The organism is Streptomyces olivaceoviridis (assembly GCF_014650115.1).
Taxonomy (GTDB): Bacteria; Actinomycetota; Actinomycetes; order Streptomycetales; family Streptomycetaceae; genus Streptomyces; species Streptomyces olivaceoviridis.
Genome location: NZ_BMUI01000024.1, coordinates 73,793 through 95,924, shown reverse-complemented (window position 1 = coordinate 95,924; position 22,132 = coordinate 73,793). Strand labels below are relative to the sequence as shown.

Annotated in this window: 21 protein-coding genes, 1 pseudogene and 1 riboswitch; of the genes and pseudogenes, 10 read left to right on the top strand and 12 right to left on the bottom strand. The window is 73.1% G+C overall.

The genetic code is table 11. From position 1 onward, the window contains the following. Window positions 1-19: 19 nt before the first annotated feature. Complete coding sequence (locus tag IE273_RS33610; RefSeq protein ID WP_308437075.1) at window positions 20-307, bottom strand: hypothetical protein; 288 nt, start codon at window positions 305-307, stop codon at window positions 20-22. Window positions 308-370: 63 nt separating this feature from the next. Then, window positions 371-814, bottom strand: coding sequence for a DUF2267 domain-containing protein (locus IE273_RS33605; protein WP_189818907.1), 444 nt, complete (start codon window positions 812-814; stop codon window positions 371-373). Between the two features lie 138 nt (window positions 815-952). On the opposite strand from IE273_RS33605, the pseudogene IE273_RS44005 reads away from it, so the two are divergent. The 5 genes and pseudogenes from IE273_RS44005 to IE273_RS33585 all read left to right on the top strand — a co-directional run. Next, window positions 953-1,057 (top strand): annotated as a pseudogene (locus IE273_RS44005) (DNA-binding response regulator); the annotation flags it as partial. Between the two features lie 149 nt (window positions 1,058-1,206). Then, complete coding sequence (locus IE273_RS33600) at window positions 1,207-1,545, top strand: helix-turn-helix domain-containing protein (RefSeq protein ID WP_189818906.1); 339 nt, start codon at window positions 1,207-1,209, stop codon at window positions 1,543-1,545. A gap of 229 nt (window positions 1,546-1,774) precedes the next feature. Next, window positions 1,775-1,978 (top strand): cold-shock protein, encoded by a 204-nt coding sequence (locus IE273_RS33595; RefSeq protein WP_007383480.1) that lies wholly within the window; start codon window positions 1,775-1,777, stop codon window positions 1,976-1,978. Window positions 1,979-2,156: 178 nt separating this feature from the next. Further along, window positions 2,157-3,680 (top strand): DEAD/DEAH box helicase, encoded by a 1,524-nt coding sequence (locus IE273_RS33590; RefSeq protein WP_189818905.1) that lies wholly within the window; start codon window positions 2,157-2,159, stop codon window positions 3,678-3,680. Between the two features lie 88 nt (window positions 3,681-3,768). Further along, on the top strand, window positions 3,769-4,065 hold the full coding sequence (locus tag IE273_RS33585; RefSeq protein ID WP_189818904.1) for an SCO5918 family protein: 297 nt from the start codon (window positions 3,769-3,771) through the stop codon (window positions 4,063-4,065). A gap of 261 nt (window positions 4,066-4,326) precedes the next feature. Here the strand turns inward: IE273_RS33585 and IE273_RS33580 are convergent, their stop codons facing one another. Both IE273_RS33580 and IE273_RS33575 read right to left on the bottom strand, forming a co-directional pair. Beyond that, window positions 4,327-5,520 carry an NAD(P)/FAD-dependent oxidoreductase gene (locus IE273_RS33580; RefSeq protein WP_189818903.1) on the bottom strand — a complete coding sequence of 398 codons (1,194 nt, stop codon included), beginning with the start codon at window positions 5,518-5,520 and terminating at the stop codon, window positions 4,327-4,329. A 115-nt stretch (window positions 5,521-5,635) separates the two neighbouring features. After that, on the bottom strand, window positions 5,636-6,580 hold the full coding sequence (locus tag IE273_RS33575; RefSeq protein ID WP_189818902.1) for an RNA polymerase sigma-70 factor: 945 nt from the start codon (window positions 6,578-6,580) through the stop codon (window positions 5,636-5,638). A 212-nt stretch (window positions 6,581-6,792) separates the two neighbouring features. On the opposite strand from IE273_RS33575, the gene ctaD reads away from it, so the two are divergent. The 4 genes from ctaD (at window position 6,793) to IE273_RS33555 (ending at window position 9,816) form a co-directional block, all read left to right on the top strand. Further along, a complete protein-coding gene (ctaD, locus tag IE273_RS33570; RefSeq protein WP_189818901.1) occupies window positions 6,793-8,517 on the top strand; it encodes an aa3-type cytochrome oxidase subunit I in 1,725 nt (574 codons plus the stop codon). Continuing rightward, window positions 8,514-8,864: a cytochrome C oxidase subunit I gene (locus IE273_RS33565; RefSeq protein WP_229887792.1), complete on the top strand. Its 351-nt coding sequence runs from the start codon at window positions 8,514-8,516 to the stop codon at window positions 8,862-8,864. Before ctaD ends, IE273_RS33565 begins: the two co-directional genes overlap by 4 nt. Before the next feature lie 87 nt (window positions 8,865-8,951). Further along, window positions 8,952-9,197: a hypothetical protein gene (locus IE273_RS33560; RefSeq protein ID WP_189818900.1), complete on the top strand. Its 246-nt coding sequence runs from the start codon at window positions 8,952-8,954 to the stop codon at window positions 9,195-9,197. A 25-nt stretch (window positions 9,198-9,222) separates the two neighbouring features. Continuing rightward, window positions 9,223-9,816, top strand: coding sequence for a hypothetical protein (locus tag IE273_RS33555; RefSeq protein ID WP_189818899.1), 594 nt, complete (start codon window positions 9,223-9,225; stop codon window positions 9,814-9,816). Between the two features lie 126 nt (window positions 9,817-9,942). Here the strand turns inward: IE273_RS33555 and IE273_RS33550 are convergent, their stop codons facing one another. From IE273_RS33550 to IE273_RS33525, 6 genes are all read right to left on the bottom strand, one after another. Beyond that, a complete protein-coding gene (locus tag IE273_RS33550) occupies window positions 9,943-10,590 on the bottom strand; it encodes a hypothetical protein (RefSeq protein WP_189818898.1) in 648 nt (215 codons plus the stop codon). After that, window positions 10,587-10,910, bottom strand: coding sequence for a hypothetical protein (locus IE273_RS33545; RefSeq protein ID WP_189818897.1), 324 nt, complete (start codon window positions 10,908-10,910; stop codon window positions 10,587-10,589). Before IE273_RS33545 ends, IE273_RS33550 begins: the two co-directional genes overlap by 4 nt. A gap of 1 nt (window position 10,911) precedes the next feature. After that, window positions 10,912-16,119, bottom strand: coding sequence for an HD domain-containing protein (locus IE273_RS33540; RefSeq protein WP_189818896.1), 5,208 nt, complete (start codon window positions 16,117-16,119; stop codon window positions 10,912-10,914). 202 nt (window positions 16,120-16,321) lie between these two features. Beyond that, window positions 16,322-17,269, bottom strand: a complete 948-nt coding sequence (locus tag IE273_RS33535; RefSeq protein WP_189818895.1) for an MIP/aquaporin family protein — start codon at window positions 17,267-17,269, stop codon at window positions 16,322-16,324. A gap of 98 nt (window positions 17,270-17,367) precedes the next feature. Further along, the gene (locus IE273_RS33530; RefSeq protein WP_189818894.1) at window positions 17,368-18,033 is read right to left on the bottom strand and encodes an SDR family NAD(P)-dependent oxidoreductase; all 666 of its coding nucleotides are present in this window, start codon (window positions 18,031-18,033) and stop codon (window positions 17,368-17,370) included. A gap of 81 nt (window positions 18,034-18,114) precedes the next feature. Next, window positions 18,115-18,801, bottom strand: a complete 687-nt coding sequence (locus IE273_RS33525; RefSeq protein ID WP_189818893.1) for a DUF6445 family protein — start codon at window positions 18,799-18,801, stop codon at window positions 18,115-18,117. Between the two features lie 224 nt (window positions 18,802-19,025). On the opposite strand from IE273_RS33525, the gene IE273_RS33520 reads away from it, so the two are divergent. Beyond that, the gene (locus tag IE273_RS33520) at window positions 19,026-19,769 is read left to right on the top strand and encodes a DUF4142 domain-containing protein (protein WP_189818923.1); all 744 of its coding nucleotides are present in this window, start codon (window positions 19,026-19,028) and stop codon (window positions 19,767-19,769) included. Here the strand turns inward: IE273_RS33520 and IE273_RS33515 are convergent. Both IE273_RS33515 and IE273_RS33510 read right to left on the bottom strand, forming a co-directional pair. Next, window positions 19,766-21,424 carry a glycoside hydrolase family 13 protein gene (locus tag IE273_RS33515; RefSeq protein WP_189818892.1) on the bottom strand — a complete coding sequence of 553 codons (1,659 nt, stop codon included), beginning with the start codon at window positions 21,422-21,424 and terminating at the stop codon, window positions 19,766-19,768. The genes IE273_RS33520 and IE273_RS33515 overlap by 4 nt on opposite strands. A 79-nt stretch (window positions 21,425-21,503) precedes the next feature. After that, complete coding sequence (locus IE273_RS33510; protein WP_014673881.1) at window positions 21,504-21,854, bottom strand: ArsR/SmtB family transcription factor; 351 nt, start codon at window positions 21,852-21,854, stop codon at window positions 21,504-21,506. Window positions 21,855-21,934: 80 nt separating this feature from the next. Beyond that, window positions 21,935-22,116, top strand: a riboswitch (cobalamin riboswitch). The last annotated feature ends 16 nt before the right edge of the window (window positions 22,117-22,132 follow it).

Sequence of the window (22,132 nt, the reverse complement as noted above, 5' to 3'; positions counted from 1 at the left end):
GCCGTACCCCTCACCGCACTCAGGCGGACGGGTTGACCACCACCGTGGCCGAGTTGTTCTTGCCGTTCGGGTCGAAGGCGAAGGACGTCCCGGAGTCGGGCCGGGCGACGACGCGGCCCGTCGCGTCCGGGACCACCCGGTCGACGCGCAGCCGGAACGGGAAGCCGACCTTCAGATCCGGCTTGGCCCACATCGGCAGGGTGCAGGCGTAGTGGCCGATGGCCGGGTCGTCGCCGGACATCCAGGCGGTACGGCAGGATGTCGATCCGGTGACCGGCGCCGTCTCGTCCCGCAGCCGTCCGCCCATGACGCGATCTCGGCCGACAGCGGGGCCGGGGCGGGCGGATCAGGTGGCCGCCCGCCCCGGGGGTCAGCGGTCCGCCCCTCCAGGCCGTGGACCGGGTTCGGTGAACAGCGGCCCGAACGCCTCCGGAAGGGCGCCGCGCAGGTCGGCCTCCAGGCCGGTGTCCCCGGCCGTGATCCGGGAGACGACCGTCTGCGCCAGGAACAGCGCCTGCTCCGGGGTGGCGTCCACGGGCCGGGCCACGTCGGCCAGCAACGCGTCGAGCGCGTCGGCCGAGCCGTGCGGTGCCTCGTCACCTCGCCGCGCCTCGGCCTCGTGCCGCAGCGCGCCGATCTCCAGCGCGCCGCGTTCATGGGGCGGTACGGCCTGCCGCAGATGCTCCCGGTGCGGCCGGTCGAGGCGACTGCTCAGCGCCGCGAGGACGAGGTGCACGGCGGCGTCGGCGGCCTCCTCGTCGCCGAGGCGGGCCCGTGACGCCACCTCTTCCACCAGATGCTGATGGCTGATCATGCTTCCTCCCGCTGGTGCGGCCAGGGCGTTGCCCGAGGGGTGGCAGTGGCTGACGGGTGCCCACGGAGACAGATGCGTACACAGCCCCCTATATCGCATCGAAGGATGAGCACATCGGCACGGCCCTGGTCACGGAGGAAGGCCACGGTGAAGACGCATCTGCTGCGCCTGTTCGCCAAGCTCGACGCGAACGACCGGACGAGGGCGGTGGTGGTGGCCCTGGAGCGGGGCCTCCTGCGACGGCCGTGGGGAAGAAGTCTGTCACGGCGGGGACAGATCTCCTGGCCCGCCGGAGTTAGGGTTGTCGGACGACGCGGAGGGTGCCGAACGCCTCGGAGCACGGGTGCCGCACAGGCCCGGGTTCCTCGCCGCGTCCCCGAGACGAAGGTGCTATGCCCGCTGAGAACGCCCCCGCCGTCGGCAACCTGGACGACGACGACTACCCCGCCTACACGATGGGGCGGGCCGCCGACGTTCTCGGCACCACTCCCGCCTTCCTCAGGGCCATCGGCGAGGCCGAGCTGATCACCCCGCTGCGTTCGGAGGGCGGCCACCGCCGGTACTCGCGCCGCCAGCTGCGCATCGCCGCCCGCGCCCGGGAGCTGGTGGACCAGGGCACCCCCATCGAGGCCGCGTGCCGCATCATCTCCCTGGAGGACCAGCTCGACGACGCGCTGCGCATGAACCGGGACATGCGCCGGCGGCTCGACGAACGCGGTTCGGATACCTAGCCCCGCCACTACAGAATTTCCGACCGCGACGACATGAGAATACCTGGACGAGTGCGAAAACACATGGGGCTTCCGGCCTGCCTGTGTTAGCGTGATAGCAGTTGCAGTTTTGGTTGCCAGAGAATTTTTCTTTGCAGAGCTTTCCGGATTCTTCCGGAGGGGTGATCATCGCAGCGACTCGGCTCCGTAAAGTGCGGAGTCCGGCATTGCCCCCCAAGGGAGATTCAATATGGCATCTGGCACCGTGAAGTGGTTCAACGCGGAAAAGGGCTTCGGCTTCATCGAGCAGGACGGCGGCGGCGCCGACGTGTTCGCCCACTACTCGAACATCGCCACCTCCGGCTTCCGCGAGCTTCAGGAAGGCCAGAAGGTTACCTTCGACGTCACGCAGGGCCAGAAGGGCCCGCAGGCCGAGAACATCGTTCCCGCCTGACGCTGACGCGCTGCATGGTGCTGGGGCCCGCGCCCTCAAGGTGCGGGCCCCAGCCCATTGTTTTCCCGGCCCGGCCCGGATTTTCGCATTTCCGTCGGCTCATTCTTGTGAATCCACGCGCGGCTCGTTCACCGCTGGGCGGAATTCCTCGATACGCCGCATCGAGGAAGGTTCCCTCATGAACCGCACCCGTCGCACCGGCGGCGACCCAGGCCGCTTCCGCGCGGACCGGACGTCCACCCGGACGGCCGGCGGCACGCGCGGCGGCCGTTCCCGTACGCAGGAGCAGGGCCGGCAGGGCCCCCGTCCGGTCACCGGACGCAGGAGCGGCGCGGGCGCGCGCTCCGGCTCCCGCCGGCAGGAGTTCGCCCTGCCGGTCACCCTCACCGCACCGCTGCCGGCGGTCGAGACGTTCGCCGAGCTGGACATGCCCGCGCGTCTGCTGGCCGCGCTCGGCGCCGAAGGCGTCACCGCGCCCTTCCCGATCCAGGCGGCCACGCTGCCGAACGCGCTGGCCGGACGGGACGTCCTGGGCCGCGGGCGCACCGGCTCGGGCAAGACCCTCGCCTTCGGTCTGCCGCTGCTGGCCCGCCTGGACGGGCAACGGGCCCAGCCCCGGCAGCCGCTCGCGCTCGTCCTGGTCCCCACCCGGGAACTGGCCCAGCAGGTCACCGACGCGCTCACCCCGTACGCCCGCGCCCTGCGGCTGCGGCTCGCCACGGTGGTGGGCGGCATGTCCATCGGCCGTCAGGCGAGCGCGCTGCGCGGCGGCGCCGAGGTCGTCGTCGCCACGCCCGGCCGCCTGAAGGACCTCATCGAGCGGGGCGACTGCCGGCTGGACCAGGTCACCGTCACCGTTCTGGACGAAGCCGACCAGATGGCCGACATGGGCTTCATGCCGCAGGTGACCGCCCTGCTCGACCAGGTCGCCGACGGTGGCCAGCGGCTGCTGTTCTCCGCCACCCTGGACCGCAACATCGACCTGCTGGTGCGGCGCTACCTCCACGATCCCGTCGTGCACTCGGTCGACCCGTCCGCGGGAGCCGTCAGCACCATGGAGCACCACCTGCTGCACGTGCACGACGACGACAAGCACACCGCCGCGACCGAGATCGCCGCCCGGGACGGGCGGGTGATCATGTTCCTGGACACCAAGCACGCGGTCGACCGGATGGCCAAGCACCTGCTGTCCGTCGGGGTGCGGGCCTCGGCCCTGCACGGCGGCAAGTCCCAGCCGCAGCGCAACCGCACGCTCGCCCAGTTCAAGGACGGCCACGTCACGGTCCTGGTGGCGACCAACGTCGCCGCCCGCGGCATCCACGTCGACGGCCTCGACCTCGTCGTCAACGTCGACCCGCCCGGTGACCACAAGGACTATCTGCACCGGGGCGGCCGTACCGCCCGGGCCGGCGAGTCCGGCACGGTCGTCACCCTGGTCCTGCCGCACCAGCGGCGTGCGATGGACCGCCTGATGGCCGACGCCGGCATCACCGCGCGTACCGTCCGGGTCCGTCCGGGCGAGGCCGAACTGCACCGCATCACCGGCGCCCGCACCCCCTCCGGCGTACCCGTCACGATCACCGCGCCGGCCGCCGAACGGAGCGAGCGCACCGGGTCCGCCTCCCGCGGTCGCCGGGGGCGCGCCGCCGGCCGTGGGGCGGCCGCCCGCACCCGTCGCTCCGCCCCCAGGAACAACTCGTAGTCCAGGTACCGGGATTCGCTCCCCTCGTCCGGGGCGAGCCTACGGTCGATCCCTCCGCTGTCCCTCCCCCAACCCTGTGGAGTCCGCCATGCGCTGTGTCATCGCCCGTTTCCCCTTCGACCTGATCAAGAGCGAGGTCGAGCAGTCGATGAGCGGGATTTCGCCCGAACCGGTCACCGGCGTCTCGGTGAGCATCGGCCGCCGCGTCTACCCCGTCATGCAGGTCGGGGAAGTGATCACCAAGCAGGACCGCCGCGACTTCACGTCGGGCGAGATGCGCCGGGCGCTGACCCGGCTCGGCTTCACCTGCCACGACGCGCCCCCGCCCGCCCCGGCCACGCCCGCCCCGGCCACGCGCGCCGACGAGGACGCCTGGCGCTGGTGACCCCCCGGTGACCGCGGCATCCCGGTTCACGGGTGTGAGCGGCGTGGGATGTGGCACCCGGACCCCGAGCGGGCCGGACCCGCGCACCGCGTCCCGCGCGGCACACGGTTCGGCCACGAGCCGCGTGCCGTGCGAGGGCGCCACGGCCCGCGCCGCCCGGTTGTCGCCGCGAACCGCCGACGACAACCGGTGTGGTCCGCGCGGCGGGCGCCGGACGCCGTTCGCCTGCCGGGGGCGGAGTCCCCGGACCGGACGCCGGGCTCAGGCCGGCGCGTTCGCCGGTGCCACCGCGTCCGCACGCTCCCGCACCACGCGCCGCCGCGGGGCCGGTACGAGGAGCGGGTTGGCGACGCCCCAGGCCGCGCCCTTGCAGACCAGTTCCTTGTAGACGGCGGCGATCCGACCGGTCAGGGCCGCCCGCACCGCGCGGTCGTCGGCGGTGACGTACTGGATCAGGCCCTCCTTGCGGCCCAGCGAGACGCACTGGTTGAAGTAGCGCAGCGGCACCTTCGGGAGCTTGCCGCCGGTCAGGCGCGCCGCGATGGCGTCGGCGGCCTGCCAGGCGGTGGGGACGCCCGAGGCGCACGACATCCGCAACGGCTTGTCGCCGGGGCCCATCACCAGGGCCGCGTCGCCGACGGCGTACACGTCCGGGTGCGAGACCGAGCGCATGGACCGGTCGACCACGATCTGCCCGGTGCCGGTGACCTCCAGGCCGGTGGCCCGCGCGATCGGGTGGACGGCGAAGCCGGTGGTCCACACGGTGACCGCGGCCGGGACCGAGGCGCCGTCGGCGGTGGTGACGTGGTCGGCCGCCACGGCGGTGACGGCGGTGTGCTCGTGCACGGTGACGCCGAGCCCGGCGAAGACCTTGCGCACGTGGGCGCGGCCCTTGGCGGAGAGCCAGTCGCCGAGGCCGCCGCGGGCGGCGAGGGCGACATCGAGGTCCGGGCGAGCCTCGGCGATCTCGGCCGCCGCCTCCAGACCGGTGAGACCGCCGCCGACCACGACCACCGGCTGCCCGGCCGCCAGCCCGGCCAGGCGCTCGCGCAGCCGCAGCGCTCCGGCACGGCCCGCGATCTCGTGGGCGTGCTCCGCCGCGCCGGGGACGCCCAGGTCGTTCCAGCCGCTGCCCAGGGCGTACACGAGGGTGTCGTACTCCAGTTCCCCGGCGCCGTCCGCGTCGGTGACGGCGACGGTCCCGCGGTCGACGTCCACGCCGGTGACCCGTGCGAGCCTCAGCCGCACACCGGTGCCCGCGAACATCTCGCTGAACGGACGGGGCGTGAGGTCCTGGCCGGTGGCGAGCTGGTGCAGCCGGACGCGCTCCACGAAGTCGGGCTCGGCGTTGACGAGGGTGATGGCGACGTCTTCGGGACGCAGCCGCCTGGCGAGGCGTCCGGCGGTGATGGCTCCGGTGTATCCGGCTCCGAGGACAACGATGCGGTGCTGCATTTCCTGACTCCTGTCTTGAGCGGATTCGCCCCTTGAACCGGGCGGCCCGCCGTTTCCTGACAGGAACGCGGTGTGAAGCACATCACATCGGGATCGGTGAGCGTGGAGCCCGGTGTCAGAAGGCGTGGAGCAGGGGTTCGCCGTGGTCGGTGGCCGCCCAGTGCCGGGTCGCGCGTTCGAGCTTGTCGGGGTTGGCCTGGCTTCGGAACGCGCGGATGCCGTCGGCGGTGACCTCCAGGCAGATGACGCCGATGACCCGCCCGTCGAGGACCGCCACGACGGCCGGCTCGCCGTTGGCGGTGGTGGCGTAGACCGCGGGCGAGCCGCCGACCAGGTTGCGCTTGGCCGGACCGGGCTTGAACAGGCCCCGCATGAACTTCGCGACCGCGAGCGCGCCCTCGAACGCCTTCGTGCGGGCCGGGACCTTGCCGCCGCCGTCGCCGACCGAGACGGCGTCCTGGGTGAGCAGCCGTACCAGCGGTTCGGTCCGGCCGCTGGTGGCGGCGGCGAGGAACTCCTCGACGATCCGCCGGGCGGCGGCCTCGTCGATCTCGGTACGGGCCTTGCCGTCCGCGACGTGCTTCTTGGCCCGGTGGAAGATCTGCTGGCTCGCGGCCTCGCTGATGTCGAGGATCTCGGCGATCTCCCGGTGCGGGTAGTCGAAGGCCTCCCGCAGCACGTACACCGCCCGCTCGCCCGGGGACAGGCGCTCCAGCAGCGTGAGAACGGCGTACGACACCGACTCGCGCTGTTCCGCGGTGTCGGCCGGGCCCAGCATCGGGTCCCCGGCGAGCAGCGGCTCGGGCAGCCACTGGCCCACGTAGGTCTCGCGCCGCGCGCGGGCCGAGGTGAGCTGGTTGAGGCAGAGGTTGGTGAGCACCTTCGTCAGCCAGGCCTCGGGGACCTGGATGTGGTCGGCGCCGGCGGCCTGCCAGCGCAGGAACGTCTCCTGCACGGCGTCCTCGGCCTCGCTCGCGGAGCCGAGCAGGCGATAGGCGATGGCCTCCAGCCGGGGCCGGGCCGCCTCGAACCGCTCCACGTCGCTCAGGGTCAGGGCCATGCCCGGGATCCTAGCCGCCACGGCCCCCGCCGGGCCGGGGCCGTACCGGGTGGGGTGAGGCCGTGGCTCGTTGGGCCGGTCGGGTGTATCCGTCATCCGAATGGCCGCACGTCGCACGCTCAGGGGCCCGGGGGCGGGCTCGCGTGGTGAGGATGGCGGGTGACCGACGTCCTGTCGTGGGCGGACGGCGAGCATTGGGAGACGGACGACTTGTGAGCATCCTCAACGAACCCCAGGGCGGTGGCGCGGCGGCCGAGGACTCGTACGAGAACGAGCTGCCGGTCCGGCGCAAGCAGCCCGGCAATGTCGTGGTGAGGTGGCTGACCACCACCGACCACAAGACGATCGGCACGCTGTATCTGGCGACGTCGTTCGCGTTCTTCCTGGCCGGCGGACTCATGGCGCTGATCCTCCGGGCCGAGCTGGCCCGTCCCGGGCTCCAGCTGATCTCGAACGAGCAGTACAACCAGCTGTTCACGATGCACGGCACCGTGATGCTGCTGATGTTCGCCACCCCGCTGTTCGCCGGCTTCACCAACTGGATCATGCCGTTGCAGATCGGCGCGCCCGACGTGGCGTTCCCGCGGCTGAACATGTTCGCCTACTGGCTGTACCTGTTCGGCTCGCTCATCGCGGTCGGCGGCTTCCTCACCCCGCAGGGCGCGGCCGACTTCGGCTGGTTCGCCTACGCCCCCCTGTCCGACGCGATCCGCACCCCCGGGGTCGGCGGCAACGTCTGGATCCTGGGTCTGGCGTTCTCCGGCTTCGGCACCATCCTCGGCGCGGTCAACTTCATCACCACGATCATCTGCATGCGCGCCCCGGGCATGACCATGTTCCGCATGCCGATCTTCACCTGGAACGTGCTGCTGACCGGCGTCCTGGTCCTGCTCGCCTTCCCGGTGCTGGCCGCCGCGCTGTTCGCGCTGGCCGCGGACCGCATCTTCGGCGCCCACGTGTACGACGCGGCCAACGGCGGACCCCTGCTGTGGCAGCACCTCTTCTGGTTCTTCGGCCACCCCGAGGTGTACATCATCGCGCTGCCGTTCTTCGGGATCGTCACGGAGGTCATCCCGGTCTTCGCCCGCAAGCCGATCTTCGGCTATATGGGCCTCGTCGCCGCGACCATCGCCATCGCCGGCCTGTCCATCACGGTGTGGGCCCACCACATGTACGTCACCGGCGGTGTGCTGCTGCCGTTCTTCTCCTTCATGACCTTCCTGATCGCCGTGCCGACCGGTGTGAAGTTCTTCAACTGGATCGGCACGATGTGGAAGGGGAGCCTGTCCTTCGAGACGCCCATGCTCTGGGCGGCCGGCTTCCTCGTGACGTTCCTCTTCGGCGGGCTGACCGGTGTCATCCTGGCCTCGCCGCCCATGGACTTCCACGTCTCCGACTCGTACTTCGTGGTGGCCCACTTCCACTACGTGGTCTTCGGCACCGTCGTCTTCGCGATGTTCGCCGGCTTCCACTTCTGGTGGCCCAAGTTCACCGGCAAGATGCTCGACGAACGCCTCGGCAAGATCACCTTCTGGACGCTGTTCGTCGGCTTCCACGGCACCTTCCTGGTCCAGCACTGGCTGGGCGCCGAGGGCATGCCGCGCCGGTACGCCGACTACCTGGCCGCCGACGGCTTCACCGCGCTGAACACGGTGTCGACCATCGGCTCCTTCCTGCTCGGCCTGTCGATGCTGCCGTTCCTCTACAACGTCTGGAAGACGGCCAAGTTCGGCAAGCCGGTCGGCGTGGACGACCCCTGGGGCTACGGCCGCTCGCTGGAGTGGGCCACCACCTGCCCGCCGCCGCGGCACAACTTCCTGACCCTGCCGCGGATCCGCAGCGAATCCCCGGCGTTCGACCTGCACCACCCGGACATCGCGATGCTGGAGCAGGAGGGCCACACCGCGGCGATCACGAGCGACCGGGGCCAGGGATGAGCGGTCTGCCCCAGCAGGGGGCCGGAGTGAGCGGCGACCTCGGCAACGAGGTCGAGGGCTACCTGCTGTGGCAGGCCAGGGTCGCGGAGGCGGAGCAGCGCGCGCGGGAGTTCGCCGGCTCCCTGGACTGGCTGACGACGGCGCAGCGCGAGGAGGTCGAGCGGCGCTACGTCGCCGACAGCCTGCTGCGGGCCCGGGGCGACCTCGAACGCGTCGCGGCCCGGTGCGTGTCGCTGCGGGGCGAGTACGAGCAGCGGTACGCCGAGCTGCGGCGGCGCTGCGTGGGCGTGGCGCTCGCGGTGTGCGCCGGTCTCACCGCCCTGGCCGCCCTGCTCCTGGTCCTCTGACCCGCGCCGGCCGGTTTGCCGGGGCACGCGCGGGTCACTCGGGACCGGTGGTGTCCAGGGGGACATGAGGTGACCGGGAGGAAGCCGATGAGCGCGGTGACCGTCGCCCGGGCCCAGGGCCTGTTCCGTCTCGTCGGCGGTGGGCGGCCCCTGCTGCGCATGCGCGGCTCCGAGTGGGTCTTCGGGCCGAAGACCGACGTCACCGGTCCGGCCCCGGAATCCCTCGAGCAGCCGGGCCGGCCGGCGGCCTGGTGGCGGTGCGGGAGGCCACGGTGCGCGAAGCCCGGCGGGAAGCCCCGGGCCGGCGTCCGGTCCGCGCCGCGTCCGCGGTGACACGGTGTCCGGCCGGCAGACGCGGATGCGTTTCGAGGGATGGATCGTCGGGACCGGCACGGCGTCCGGCACCCGTGTGGTGCTGGGCCACTGGACCCGGTCGCCGTTCGGGCGGTTCAGCGACGTCATGGTCGAGCGGGCGGACGGGCACCGGCTGCTGCTGGCGCCCTCCCGGCGGACCGCCGACTTCATCGCCGCGACCTACGCCTTCGACGAGGTGGAGGTCACCCCCGTCGTCGTACGGGTCGCGGGCCGGCGCTGGGAGATCACGGCGGGCCCGCTGGAGCTGCGCCTCACCACCGGCCGGCGCGGCCTCATGGGCCGGCTCCTGCGCGCCGTGCCCGCGCCGCTCTCCGCCCGGCCGGCCTGGACGGTGCTGACGGACCCGCCCGCCAGGCTGCTGCTCGGCGTGCGCACCCGGGGCAGCGCGGGCGGCGGGCGGCGCGAGTGGTACGGCGCCCTCGACCTGCTCCCGGTCGTGTCGGCCGGCACGGTGTACGACGGCCGGGACCAAGGCCCGCCGGCGCCGGTCCTGCCGCCCGTGCGGTTCGGGTTCGGTTCGACACCCCGCGCGCCCAGCGCCGTACGGGTGGTCACGACCGTGGCGATCCCCCGGTAAGCAGCCGAAGCAGGCGTCACCGGCGCCGACGGTCCGGGAGTCCATGCGGCACGGCCGACGTTCCCGGCCGTCGGCGCCAAGGTCACGATCGCGGGCGGCGGGGCGTGGTCCGGCGGCGCCGGCCGGTCAGCACGTGTCGGCCGGGGCCACGCTCACGGCGTCGTGCTGCCAGGTGAGATGACGGATCGTCGCCGCGCCCTTGCCCTCGCCCGGACCGGCCGGCTTGATCTTGACCGTGACGCCGCTGCCGTCGACCGCCAGGAGTTCGCCGCACAGCGTCTGGCCCCGGGTGTGCACCTGGACCGTCCGCGCCGGCTCGTCCGGCCCCGGGGACACCCAGGTGAGCAGGATGCCGGACGCGGTGGCCGCCACGCCGAGCACGGTCGCCCAGCGCGTGACGCGGATCCGCGACGCGATCCGGTCGCGCTCCCCCTCCTCCCAGTCCAGCAGCTTCGCGGCATGGGCGTACGTCAGTTCCTCCCCCGGCCTGCCGTGGGCGGCGGACACGGCGAAGAACGCGGCGACGAGCAGCAGGACCAGGCCGGCCGCCACCAGCACGACGACCGCCGCCCGGTAGCCGCCCGGGAGTTCGGCGACGTTCTCCCGGCCCTTGAGCACCAGTACGGCCGCCAGCAGCCCGGAGGCGACGGTGAGGAAGTTCCGCCAGCCCTCCGCCTGTTGCCGGGCGATCTGGAGCTGGTTCTCGGCCATCGCGTCCAGCCGCTGCTGGGCGCGTTCGAGTTCTTCGGGCAGGTACCTCCGGGCCGGCGTCATGAGCCGGTGCCCGGCTGCCGGACGGCGACCCACTTGGCACCGCAGCCGCCGCTCTCCCGCGCGTCCCCGGGATGCGGCAGCCGGCACCGGCAGCGCATGTACACCTCGCCCGGCACCTCGTCCTCCCGCGCGGACACCCCGCCGCTCCCGCCCTTCGTCACCGCGCCGGGCATCACGTCCGGCACCGGGTGCTCGGTGCGGCCGGCGCACTCCGGGCAGGTCCCGGTGATGACGAGCCTGCCGCCGGAGAAGTCCCAGACGAAGCCGGTCGTCTGGTCCGGCAGGTACTTGGACTCGTAGGGCTTGGGATGGTGCGACACCTCAGGTCGTCCTCTCGTACGGCGACTGCGACGGCGACGGCGGCTCCGCCCGCTCCGGCAGGCGGAGGCCGAACAGCGGTGCGTAGTCGAGGAGCCGGGCGCGGACCTGGCCGGCCGTCAGCCCGGTCTCCTCGGCGGCCAGCTGGAGGTGGTCCTCGCCGACGTCACCGGACAGGACCGGTTCCCGGCCGGTGAGCCGGGCGGTCAGCAGGATGACGTCCCGCCAGTCGGGCACCCGGGACGAGGCGGGCTCGGGGAACGGGACGTCCAGCCCGACCATGGTGAACGGCCGGAGCCGGCGGTACGTCTCCCGCAGCCCCTCACCGAGCCGTCCGGCCGCCACGACCAGGGCCAGCGGCGTCAGCGTCCAGGACTTCACCAGGCGGGGCTGGAGGAGCGCCTGCTCGACGGCCACGTCCCGCTTGTGGGGTTCGGGCTCGGGCGGCCGTACGAAGTCCGGTGGCACCGGCACCGTGGGGGCGCCGAGGGGACCGTAGGCGTTCAGTTCGGCCGCGGCGGTGGCGAGGTCGGCATCGCGGGTGTCCGCGAAGGCGACCAGGCGGGCGAGCGAGAGAGGTGGCCGCCACGACTGGACGCCGCACAGGGCCCTGCACACGGCGTGGTCCGGTCTCAGGTCGCCGGTCCCCTCCGGGATCTCCGGTACCTCGACGCCGTAGGCCATCGTCTGAGCGCGCACCTTGTCCACGGTGCCGTGGAGGCTCTCGCCGATCTCCGCGGCGATCAGCAGCAGCGAAGCGGGCTCCACCCGGGCGTCCGGCCCGACGTGCGACCGCACGCTGTATGCCGCGCGGGCGGTCATCGACGGGCCGGGGTGCCAGAAGGTCCAGGGCCGGGTGGAGCGGGGCTCGGACAGCAGCGTACGGGCCTGGTCGACCGCCCGCCGCTCGACCAGCCCGGCGTCGGCCAGCACCTCGACCGCGGCGATGTGCTGCTGTCCCGGGGCGCCCTCCTCGACCCGCGCCATCTCACCCAGCACGCTCCACGCGGACACCGGCCGGGTACCGGGATCGTCGACGGCACGGGCGTACTGCTCCGCCGGTAGCCGTCCGCACCAGGCGGGCGGCGCGAACGAGCTCAGCGGGCCCGGGTCCGCGACCTCGATGCCCAGCGGGCCCGCCCATCCGGTGAGCCAGCTCGCCGTGGCACCCACGGTCTCCTCGCGCCGGGAGGCCAGCCGGACCAGGTGGCGCGGGCCGATCGGGTCCGGGGTGAGGAAGGGAGGCGTCCCGTCGAGGTCGCGGCTGAGCGCGACGAGCTGCGACGCGTCCAGGGGATCCGGCAGATCCGGTCCGACGAGCCGGTAACCGAGTGGTTCGAAGCGGCGTACGACCGCCTCGATCTCGGCCGGCGGAATGCCCGTCTGCGCGGTCCGGTAGGCGACGTCCACCGGGCGCACCAGCCCGGAGAACGGCCACGGGTCCCGTGGCCGGTAGTCCGTCTCGCCCGTCCGGTCGTTCAACAGGACGCGTCGCTCCCGCGCGTCCACGCGATGGCCGGCCAGGCCCTTGAGGTCGGGCGGCGCGGGGATCGACGGATCGAGGACCGCGAGCCGTCCGAACAGCTCCGCCAGAGCACCGAGGCTCACCTTCTCGCGGCCCGACACCCGGACCATCGCCAGCCGCACGGCGTTCTTCCCGCGATCGTCCCCGTGCCAGGGGTCCCGGGCCAACGCGTCCCGGAACGCCACGTACAGCTCGGTCGCCAGCCGGCTCGGGACGATGTCCGCCAGGGCCCGGATGTCGGCCGCCTCCGGGACGGGCACGCCCGCGATGGCGTACCGGCGCAACTGACGGGTCACCACGCGCAGCGAGTTCCCGGTGACGGCGGCGGCGCGCAGCAGTTCACCGAAGGTCCCGTCGGGCTGTTCGCGGAACAGGACCGCGTCCAGGGGCTCCGGCCCGGGGAAGCCGTCGGGCGTGCCGACCGGCTTCCGGTCCCGCGTGACACCCAGGACACTGGTGCGCCAGGCCTCGAAGAAGCTCGTACCGGCACCGGACCGCCGCCGCTCCTCCTTGACGAAGTCGCCGTCGACGGGCAGGCAGCCGACTTCGCGCAGGGTGATGTCCGGGTGGCCCCCCAACGCGTCGGGTCCCAGCCGGTCCGGAAGCGACACGGGGACGTCGCGCTCCATCAGCCGACCGATGACCTCCTGTGCGAGCCGCGGCAGGGAGTCGGTGAGGTCCCACAGCCACTCCAGCGGGAACGGCCGCCAGGCCGAGCGGACCAGCGCCGGGACGGCCTTCTTGAGATCCTCTTCGACGCTCTGCTCGTCGTGGCCGAGGAAGCGGTTGCGGTCGACGCTCAGCTCCGGCCGGTGCCTGCCCCGCAGGTTCACCACATACCCCTCGGTGGGCTCGGACTGCGAGACGAGCAGCCCGTCCGCCAGCAGCATGCCCGCGCCCTCCACCCACCAGACGCCCTCGGTGGCCGCGATGCGCGCGCTCGGCAGCGAGGAGTCGCCGTACAACTCGCCCGGCCGCCAGACCACCGGGTCGCCGCCCCCTTCCCGGGCGACCACCTCCACCGGGGTGCACCACAGGAACTCGCGCAACGCCTGGATCAGGGACGGGCGTTGCTCGTCGGTCTCGTCGGGGTCGTCGTGCAGGTACAGCCGGACCCGGGTGCCGCCGCCCTCCAGCTCCCGCTGCTCCCGGCTCAGGTGCATCAGCCCCGAGCCGGCGGTGACGCTGGCCCGGTGGCCGTCGGTCAGGGGCACGTGCCCGGACATGTCGACCGGCCGGGTGGTCACCTCGACCTCCTCGGCCAGCATGAAGTAGCTGAAGACGCCGATGCCGAACCGGCTGTTGAGTTCGGTGGTGATACCCCGGCGGCGCCACCGGCGCATCTCCCGCATCCGGCCGGCGGACTGCTCCGAGCGGCGGCCGGCCTGGGCGAAGAGGTCCCGCAGCTCCTCGGCGGTCATCCCGACGCCGTTGTCCTCGCACTGGATGTACGCGCGGCCGGTGTCCGGGTCGGTGTCCTGCGTGAACACGATGCGCCGCCCGGCCAGTTGCTCCCGCTCGGTCTCGTCCCCGCACTGCCGGGCGTGCTCCGCGTACCGGCGCCGGGCCTGGCGCACCCGGCAGGCGTCGAGGGCGTTCTGGTACAGCTCGCGCACCGCCAGCATCCGGTCCCCGTACAACTGGGTGCCCATGATGAGCGGCTTGACCTCGTCCTCGGCCAGCCGGAACCGGGGCGGCGGCTTGTCGAAGCCGCGGTTGCGGGGCAGCAGGCCCTCGGTCTTGACCACCGGCGGCAGACCGGACAGGAGGTCGCCGGGCCGCAGGGTGCCCCGGGCGCGCCGGGTCGCCTGCGACTCGGCGGTGATCCGGTCGGCGAGCCGGCCCAGCGCCGTGAACAGGGCCGCGCTGCCGCACTTGAACACCAGCCTCCAGGGGCCGGCCACGGCGCGGCCCGGCGCGTCCCCCTCCGCCGGCCGGTTCTGGGTGGCCGGGAGGAAGCCGCCGTTCGCGGCGATCTCGCCGATGATGCTCTCCGGCCGGACCTGGGTGGGCTCGCGCGGGCCCAGGTGGTCGATGAGCACGCCGTCGAGCATGCGCGGGTCGAGGGCGAGCAGCCCGGCGAGGTGCAGCAGCGTGGCCAGCTCGCCGGGCCGCCAGCTCCACCGGTCCGCCTCCCCGCACAGGTAGGCGCACAGCTCGGTGTCCCACGGCGTGCCGTCGGGCGCGACGGCGTCGGCCGGGGTGCCCGTGCCCAGCTGGGAGACGACCTGGACGACGGCCCGCCGCAGCACGCCCCGCTCGTCGCTGCCCAGGGTCAGGCCCGCGGCGCTCTCCGCGGCCTGCACCAGCAGGTCGGTCGCGGCGCGCAGGCTGTCCAGCTCGGGGTCCCCGCGGTCCTCCCACAGCAGGTCCCAGTCGGCGAGGAAGCGGTGCCGCAGCCAGTACTCCGCACCGCGGGCGTCCGTCTTGTGCCCGCGGCGCAGCAGCGTCCGGCGGGTCGCCTCGATCTGCCGGTGGGCGCGCCGTACGTCACCCATGTCGCGGCTCAGGTGGGCGGCGAAGCTGTCCTCGGGCGGCTCCTGGGCGGGGGCGCCGTCGTCCGGGCCGTCGTCCCCGGTCACGGCGCGCAGCGCGGCCAGTCCGCAGGCGAGGGCGGCCTCGCGCAGGAACGGGGCGCCGAGGAGGACGACGGACTCGATGAGGCTCAGCCGGGCGCCGGCGGCGTCGACGAGGTGGCCGAGCCGCTCGATCAGCCGCTGCGGGACGAGCGGGTCGTCCCACGGGTCGGCCCCGGTGTCCCGGCTCCTGCGGATGGCGACGGTCCTGCCGACGACCTCCGCGAGGTGCTCCCTGGCCCTGCCGCGCTGGGCGGAGGTGCCGTCGGTGCGCTCCCACAGGTGCGACCGGAGGACCGCGTCGGTCCAGGGACCGGCCGACGGCATCGCCTCGCACAGCGGGACGCCGGCGTGGGCACCGCCCGTCACGTCCTTGCCCAGCCACCGCCCGACGGCCCTGGGCGGTCTGCGGTACGTGTACTGCGCGGCGATCTCCTCCGCGCGGTCCTCCACGCGCTGGATGACCTGCCCGAACGTACGGGCCGGGGACTCCGGCGCCAGGGTCTCGCTCAGCGCCTTGGCGAGGACGCTGCCGTCGTCGGCGTGCGCGAGGGCCTCCTCGCCGGCGGCGCAGGCGCTCAGCACGACGACGTTGTCCCAGGGACGGCTGACCTTCATGCCCTCGAAGGTGGCCGGCGGGGTGTCGCCGCTGCTCCGGCAGGCGTCGAAGCAGAGCATCACCGTGGCACTGGACCGCAGGGGGGCGAGCAGTTCGTCGGGCACGATCTCGATGAGCCCGTGCGGGCCCAGGGTGCGCTCGCCGTCCTGTCCCCACCGCGCGCGGACGTCGCTGGGGACGAGGTAGTCGGTGTCACCGAAGCGGACGCCATGGCCGGAGAAGTAGACGAGGCCCGTGTCGCCGTCCTCGCAGGAGTTCAGGAACCGGCCCAGCTCGTCCCGGATGCTGCCCTCGCCGGTGGCGTCCTCGTCGTCGAGCACGGTCACGTGTTCCGGCAGGTAGCCGCTGCGCAGCAGGGTGGTGCGCAGGGCCCCGGCGTCCTTGACGGTGAAGGGCAGGGCCGGGAAGTCGTCCCGCAGCCCCGGCACCTGTTCCAGCTGTGGATACGCGGGCACCGCGATCAGCAGAGCCCGCCGTCGCCCGGCGCTCATCGTGCTGCGTACCCCCCTCGCCCCGGACGATTGACGCTCCGTCACGGCATGGAGCGCGATTATCGCAGAAGAGGGCCGGGCGGGCAGGCGGTCCCGGACGGCCTGCGCGAGGGCGCGCCCGCGGCGGCGGGCGGGGCCGGCGGGCTGGTGGTGCCCGGGGCCGGCGCGGGGAGCCCGGCCCGCCCGGGGCCGGGTCCCGCGACTACTCCTCGTCGGTGGTCCGTACCGGGGTCGACCTGCCCGGCTCCGGCAGCTGGGCCAGCTCGGAGCGCAGGAGCAGCACGTCGCCGATGAACAGGTCGTAGACCAGGATCCCGATCAGGCCGCCGATCAGCGGGCCGACGATCGGGATCCACCAGTAGGCGCTGAACGAGCCGGACACGCTCCCCGGGAACGCCAGGCTGCCCCAGCCCGCCGCGTAGGTGAGCAGGCGCGGCCCGAAGTCACGGGCCGGGTTGATGGCGTAGCCGGCGTTGGCGCCGTAGGACATGCCGATCGCGGCGACGACGAAGCCCACGATCAGCGGGGCGAGATTGGCCTTCACGGCCTGGTTGCGCAGGTCGAGCACGGCCGCGATCAGCATGAGCAGGAAGGCCGTGCCGACGATCTGGTCGATGAGCGGCCCCCAGATGCCGCCGTGGAAGTACGCGGCCGGGAACGTCGCGAAGATCGAGAACGTGGCGTTGGTGTGCCCGTTCACCTTCGGTCCCGGCACGATGCTGTCGTAGGCGTCGATCGCGTTGTGGTAGACGAGGTAGACCAGCGCGGCCCCGGTGAGGGCGCCGACGACCTGTGCGAACCAGTAGGGCAGCACCTTGACCCAGGGGAAGCCGCGGCGCGCGGCCATGGCCAGGGTCACGGCCGGGTTGATGTGGGCGCCGCTGACGCCGCCGGCCACGTAGACACCGAAGACGACGGCCAGCGCCCAGCCCCAGGTGACCAGCAGCCAGTCCCCCGCCGCGAGGAAGATCGTGGTGGGGGTCGCGGCCCGGCCCGAACCGGGCAGTGCCGCGACCGCCGTCGCGACCACACCGCAGCCGAAGGAGATGAGGACGAAGGTTCCGAGGAACTCCGCCAGGCACTCGCCCAGGAGTCCGCCCCGGCTTCTGAGCCGTGACGGCTTGACGAGCGGAGGGATGTCGACAGCCATGGGGCCCCCTTTGAAGAGAGCGAAGCGGCCAATAGCCCCATATTGGCTCACAACGTCATTCTCCGCAGGGTGGCCGCCTCCGGCCGGTCGGCGGCCGGTCAGCCGCCGAGGTCGTCGGCGTAGTGCCGGAACCCGTGCCGCTCCCGGTGCAGGGTCCACAGCCTCTCCGCGAGCACCTCCGGGTCCTTGCGCTCGTGACCTGCCGTGATGACCCCGGGAATGATCAGCTGGGCGACGTGGATCCCCTCGCTCGCCAGCCGGTCGTGCAGCAGGTGCCCGTACGCGCTCTCCGCCGCGAAGGCGATCGAGGTGCCGGCCCGCTCGGGATGCGGTACGGCGGCGCTCCCGCCGTTGACGAACAGGATCGTCCCCCGCCCGAGCCGCCGCATGCCCGGCAGCACCTGCTGTACGGCGGCCACCGGGCCGTACACGGAGAACTCGATCGGCCCCACCAGGTCCCGGTGCCGGGTCTCCAGCACGGGGCGCATGAAGTCGCGGTGCGGCACCGGGCTGTACTGGAGCACCTCGACGGTCCCGAGGGCGTCGGCCAGCTCACCGAGCGCCGCGGCCAGCCGCTCGGGCCGGCGCACGTCGGCGGCGAACCCCCGGGCGGTGACGCCCTCGGCCGCGAGTGCGCCGGCGATCACGTCCAGCCGCCCCCGGTCCCGGGCGACGAGCCCGACGGCGAACCCCTCCCGCCCGAACCGGCGCGCGACGGCGGTCCCGAGCCCCGGCCCGGCTCCCACGATGGCGACACTGCTCATACCGGTCATGCGTACCGCACACCCGGCCTCCTCACACCGCCCGCGGCCCCACGCGAGGGCGGGCGGTGCCGGCCGTGCCGGTCAGGCCATCCAGAAGAACACCGCCGTCATCCGCTTCTCCTCCAGCGTCCGGCCGGCGTACCCGGTCGCGCTGTGCACCAGGTTGGCGTGGTAGAGCAGCAGACGGTTGTACCGGTGCGGGACGCGGACGTCCTCCTCGAAGTGGTCCGCCGGGACGTACCGCGTGCCCAGCGCCTCGACCAGGTTGGTGTGCGGGGCCTGGACGATGTTGCCGCCGAGCCGGCCGCCGGGCAGCGACTGGCGGTAGAAGGCGGTCCCGCAGTCCTTGGGCGCCCCGGGGTTGAGGTAGAGCACGGCCGCGTACCGGCACAGCGCGCGGGAGTCGGTGTGCGGGCGGGGCTCGCTCTCGCCCTCGCCGACCACCTGGACGCAGTTGTGGTTGAGGGTGCCGCCGCCCGGCGCCCGCTGCACCCACAGCTCCCGCGCCCCGGTCGCCTTCTTCACCAGCCGCTCGATCCGGGCCAGTTCACCCGGCTCCAGACCGGGCATGGCGCGCAGGCCGGGCCAGGTCTCGGAAGTGTACGGATACCCCTCGACCCAGTCGTCCTTGGCCAGGCACCGCTGCCGTACGGCGTCGACGTCCGGCAGGACGTCGTCCAGCACCCAGTAGTCGCGGCCCTTGGTGGGCTTGCGGTAGGGCAGGACGGGCAGCGCGGCGGGGGGCCGTGGCAGTGACGGCGGGGGCATGCGGCGAATCTAGGGGCGGCCCCGGTCTGCCTTCTCCCGAGGAGCGGTCAACCTTGTGCCGGGCACCGGTCAACCTTCCGCCAACGCACCCGGGAGATTCTTTACCCGCGGGCACTGAGACGGGCGGCCCCGGCATCCGTACTGCTGTGCGTCCGAACGACGGGCGGGACCCGCAGGCAGGAGGAACGGTGCGCTTTTCGCGGAACGCGACGGGAACTCTCTTCGTGGGCGGTGCGATGGCCCTGACCCTCGCGGCCCTCGCCTACCCGGGCATGCTCGGGCTGAGCACCGTCTCCAGCTCCCAGTCGCGGATCATCGCGCAGACACAGTGGGGACCGCTCACCGAGGCCGACCGGGACTTCGTGGTCAAGGTGCGGGCGGCCGGCCTGTGGGAGTACCCGCTCGGTCAGATCGGGCTCCAGAAGGGCTCCACCAAGGGGGTCAGGACGGCCAGCGAGCACCTGGTCGACGGGCACGCCGCGCTGGACGCCTCCTGCCGCAAGATCGCCCCCATGCTGAACATCACGCTGCCCAACGTGGCGAGTCCGCAACAGGTCGGCTTCGTCGACCAGTTGAAGGGCGAGAGCGGCAAGCAGTTCGACACCGACTTCGCCAACATCCTGCGGATGACGCACGGCTCCATCTTCAACACGATCGCGAAGATCCGCTCCACCACCAAGAACTCGCTGGTGCGGGCCCTCGCCGACCAGGCCAACGACACCGTCCTGGACCACATCACGGTGATGGAGAAGACCGGTCTGGTCGACTTCGACCAGACCATCTTCAACCAGACCACCCCGCCGAAGCTGCCCTCGTCCGACCTGACGCCGCCGGCCCCGCCGGCGGGCCAGCCGGAGGTGGTGCTCACCCCGCCGCCGACCGCCACGTCCACCCCGCTGGACCTCGGCGGCCTCGGCGGCGGCACGGGCGCCGGCCTCACCCCCGGCCCCGTTCCGTCGGCCGGCTAGGCGAGCCACACCGTGGTGTCCGGCGGCAGGGCCCTTCCCTCCGGCAGGGGGCCGCTGCTCAGCAGGACCTCGCCCGGCGGCAGCGGTACCGGCTCGGTGCCGAGGTTCGTGACGTTCCGCCAGGTCTCGGTGCGGCCGAAGTCCAGGACGCCCGCGGGCGCGTCCGGCGTCCAGGTCAGCGTCTCGCCCTGGAGGAGCTTGCGGCGCAGCCGCAGGGCCGAGCGGTACAGCTCCAGCGTGGAGCCCTCGGTGCCGGTCTGCGCCTCCACGGCGTACGCCGCGAAGGACGTCGGCTGCGGCAGCCAGCCGGGCCCGGGCCCGAAGCCGTACGACGGTCCGGCCGTCGTCCACGGCAGCGGCACCCGGCAGCCGTCGCGGCCCTTGCGGACATGGCCGGTCTGCTCCCAGATCGGATCCTGGAGCACCTCGGGGGGCAGGTCGGCGACCTCGGGCAGGCCGAGTTCCTCCCCCTGGTAGAGGTACGCCGAACCGGGCAGCGCCAGCATCAGCAGGGTCGCCGCCCGGGCCCGGCGCAGTCCGGCCGCCGTGTCGATCGCGGGCGCGGTGCCGCCGGACAGCAGCCAGGCGGCCGGATCGGTGCCGGCCGGCAGCACGAGCCGGGAGGCGTGGCGTACGACGTCGTGGTTGGACAGCACCCAGGTCGCGGAGGCCCCGGCGGCCCGGGCGGTGACCAGTGAGGCGGCGATGACGTCCCGCAGCTCCTCCGCGTCCCAGCGTGCCTCCAGGTACTCGAAGTTGAAGGCCTGGCCGAGCTCGTCCGGACGGGCGTACAGGGCGCGCCGGGCGCCGGGGACCCAGGCCTCGGCGACGGCGGTGCGCGGCGGGCTGTAGGCGTCGAAGATCTTGCGCCAGTCGCGGTAGATCTCGTGGACCTCGTCCCGGTCCCAGTACGGGTGGCTGCCCGGTGGCACCAGCGGCAGGGCCTGCTCGCCGGTCGCGCCGATGCCGCCGGTGTCCCGCAGCGGCTCGGTGAGGTCCTTGGCCAGGCCGTGGGCGACGTCCACGCGGAAGCCGTCCACGCCCCGGTCGGACCAGAACCGCAGGGTGGTGCGGAAGTCGGCGCGGACCTCCTCGTCGTCCCAGTTGAGGTCCGGCTGTTCGGGGGCGAACAGGTGCAGGTACCACTCCCCGTCGGGCACCCGCCGCCAGGCGCTGCCGCCGAACACCGACTGCCAGTCGCTGGGCGGCAGTTCACCGTGCGCACCGCGCCCCGGCCGGAAGACGTACCGCTCCCGGGCGGCGGAACCGGGCCCGGCACGCAGCGCCTCCTGGAACCAGCGGTGCAGATGGGAGGTGTGATTGGGGACGATGTCCACGACGACCTTGAGCCCGAGCCGGTGGGCCTCACCCACCAGGACGTCGAAGTCGTCCAGGGTGCCGAGGCGTTCGTCGACGCCGCGCGGGTCGATGACGTCGTAGCCGCCGTCGGCGAGTTCGGAGGGGTAGAAGGGGCTCAGCCACAGGGCGTCCACGCCGAGGCCGGCGAGATGGCCCAGCCGCTCGGTGACGCCCCGCAGGTCGCCGAGGCCGTCACCGTCGGCGTCGGCGAAACTGCGCGGGTACACCTGGTAGACGACGGCCTGCCGCCACCAGTCGGGGTTCCTGGACGAGAGGTCCGGCGAGAGGTCTGCCATACGGGCTCCCAGGGGACGGACGACGGTACGGAATCTGTATCTGTCCACATTGCCCGGAAAGGGAACCCTGTACGGCCGTTCAGCCGACGCAGTGCTCCAAGAGCCCCCGGACGTCCTCGTCCACCACCCTGTACCGCACCACGCGCCCCTCCTTCTCCCCCGCGACGACCCCGGCCGCCCGCAGCAGCCGCAGGGCCTGGGAGACGGCGGGGTCGTTCATCCCCGTGGCGATGGCGAGATCCGACACGGCGAGCGGCCCGGTACGGTGCAGCGCGACCAGCAGCGCCAGCCGGTTGGCGTCGGCGAGCAGCGAGAAGCGGTCGGCCCAGGTGCGCAGGCGCCCCGTCTCACCGATGGCGGCGATCGCCTCGCACACCCGGTGCCCGTCGATGGAACGACGGTCGGCTCGGTCGGCAGGCACGAGATGCATGGGGCCAGTCTGGCAGGCCCCTGTTTGTGATCTTCGATACCTGCGCAGGTACGCAGCTATGCAGGAAACCGCGTGCCCCTCTACGGTGGGCGGGCCGTGGTGTTCGGGAAGTCGATGGAAGGTCGACGCGGCCCTCGCCACTGTGATCGGGGAGTTCCCGTTCCGTCCGGCACCGCCGGGCCACTGGTCGCAGACCGGGAAGGCAGGGACGGCGGACGCACGACCCGTAAGCCAGGAGACCGGCCACGGCAGCTCACGAAGTGATCCACGAGGTGCTG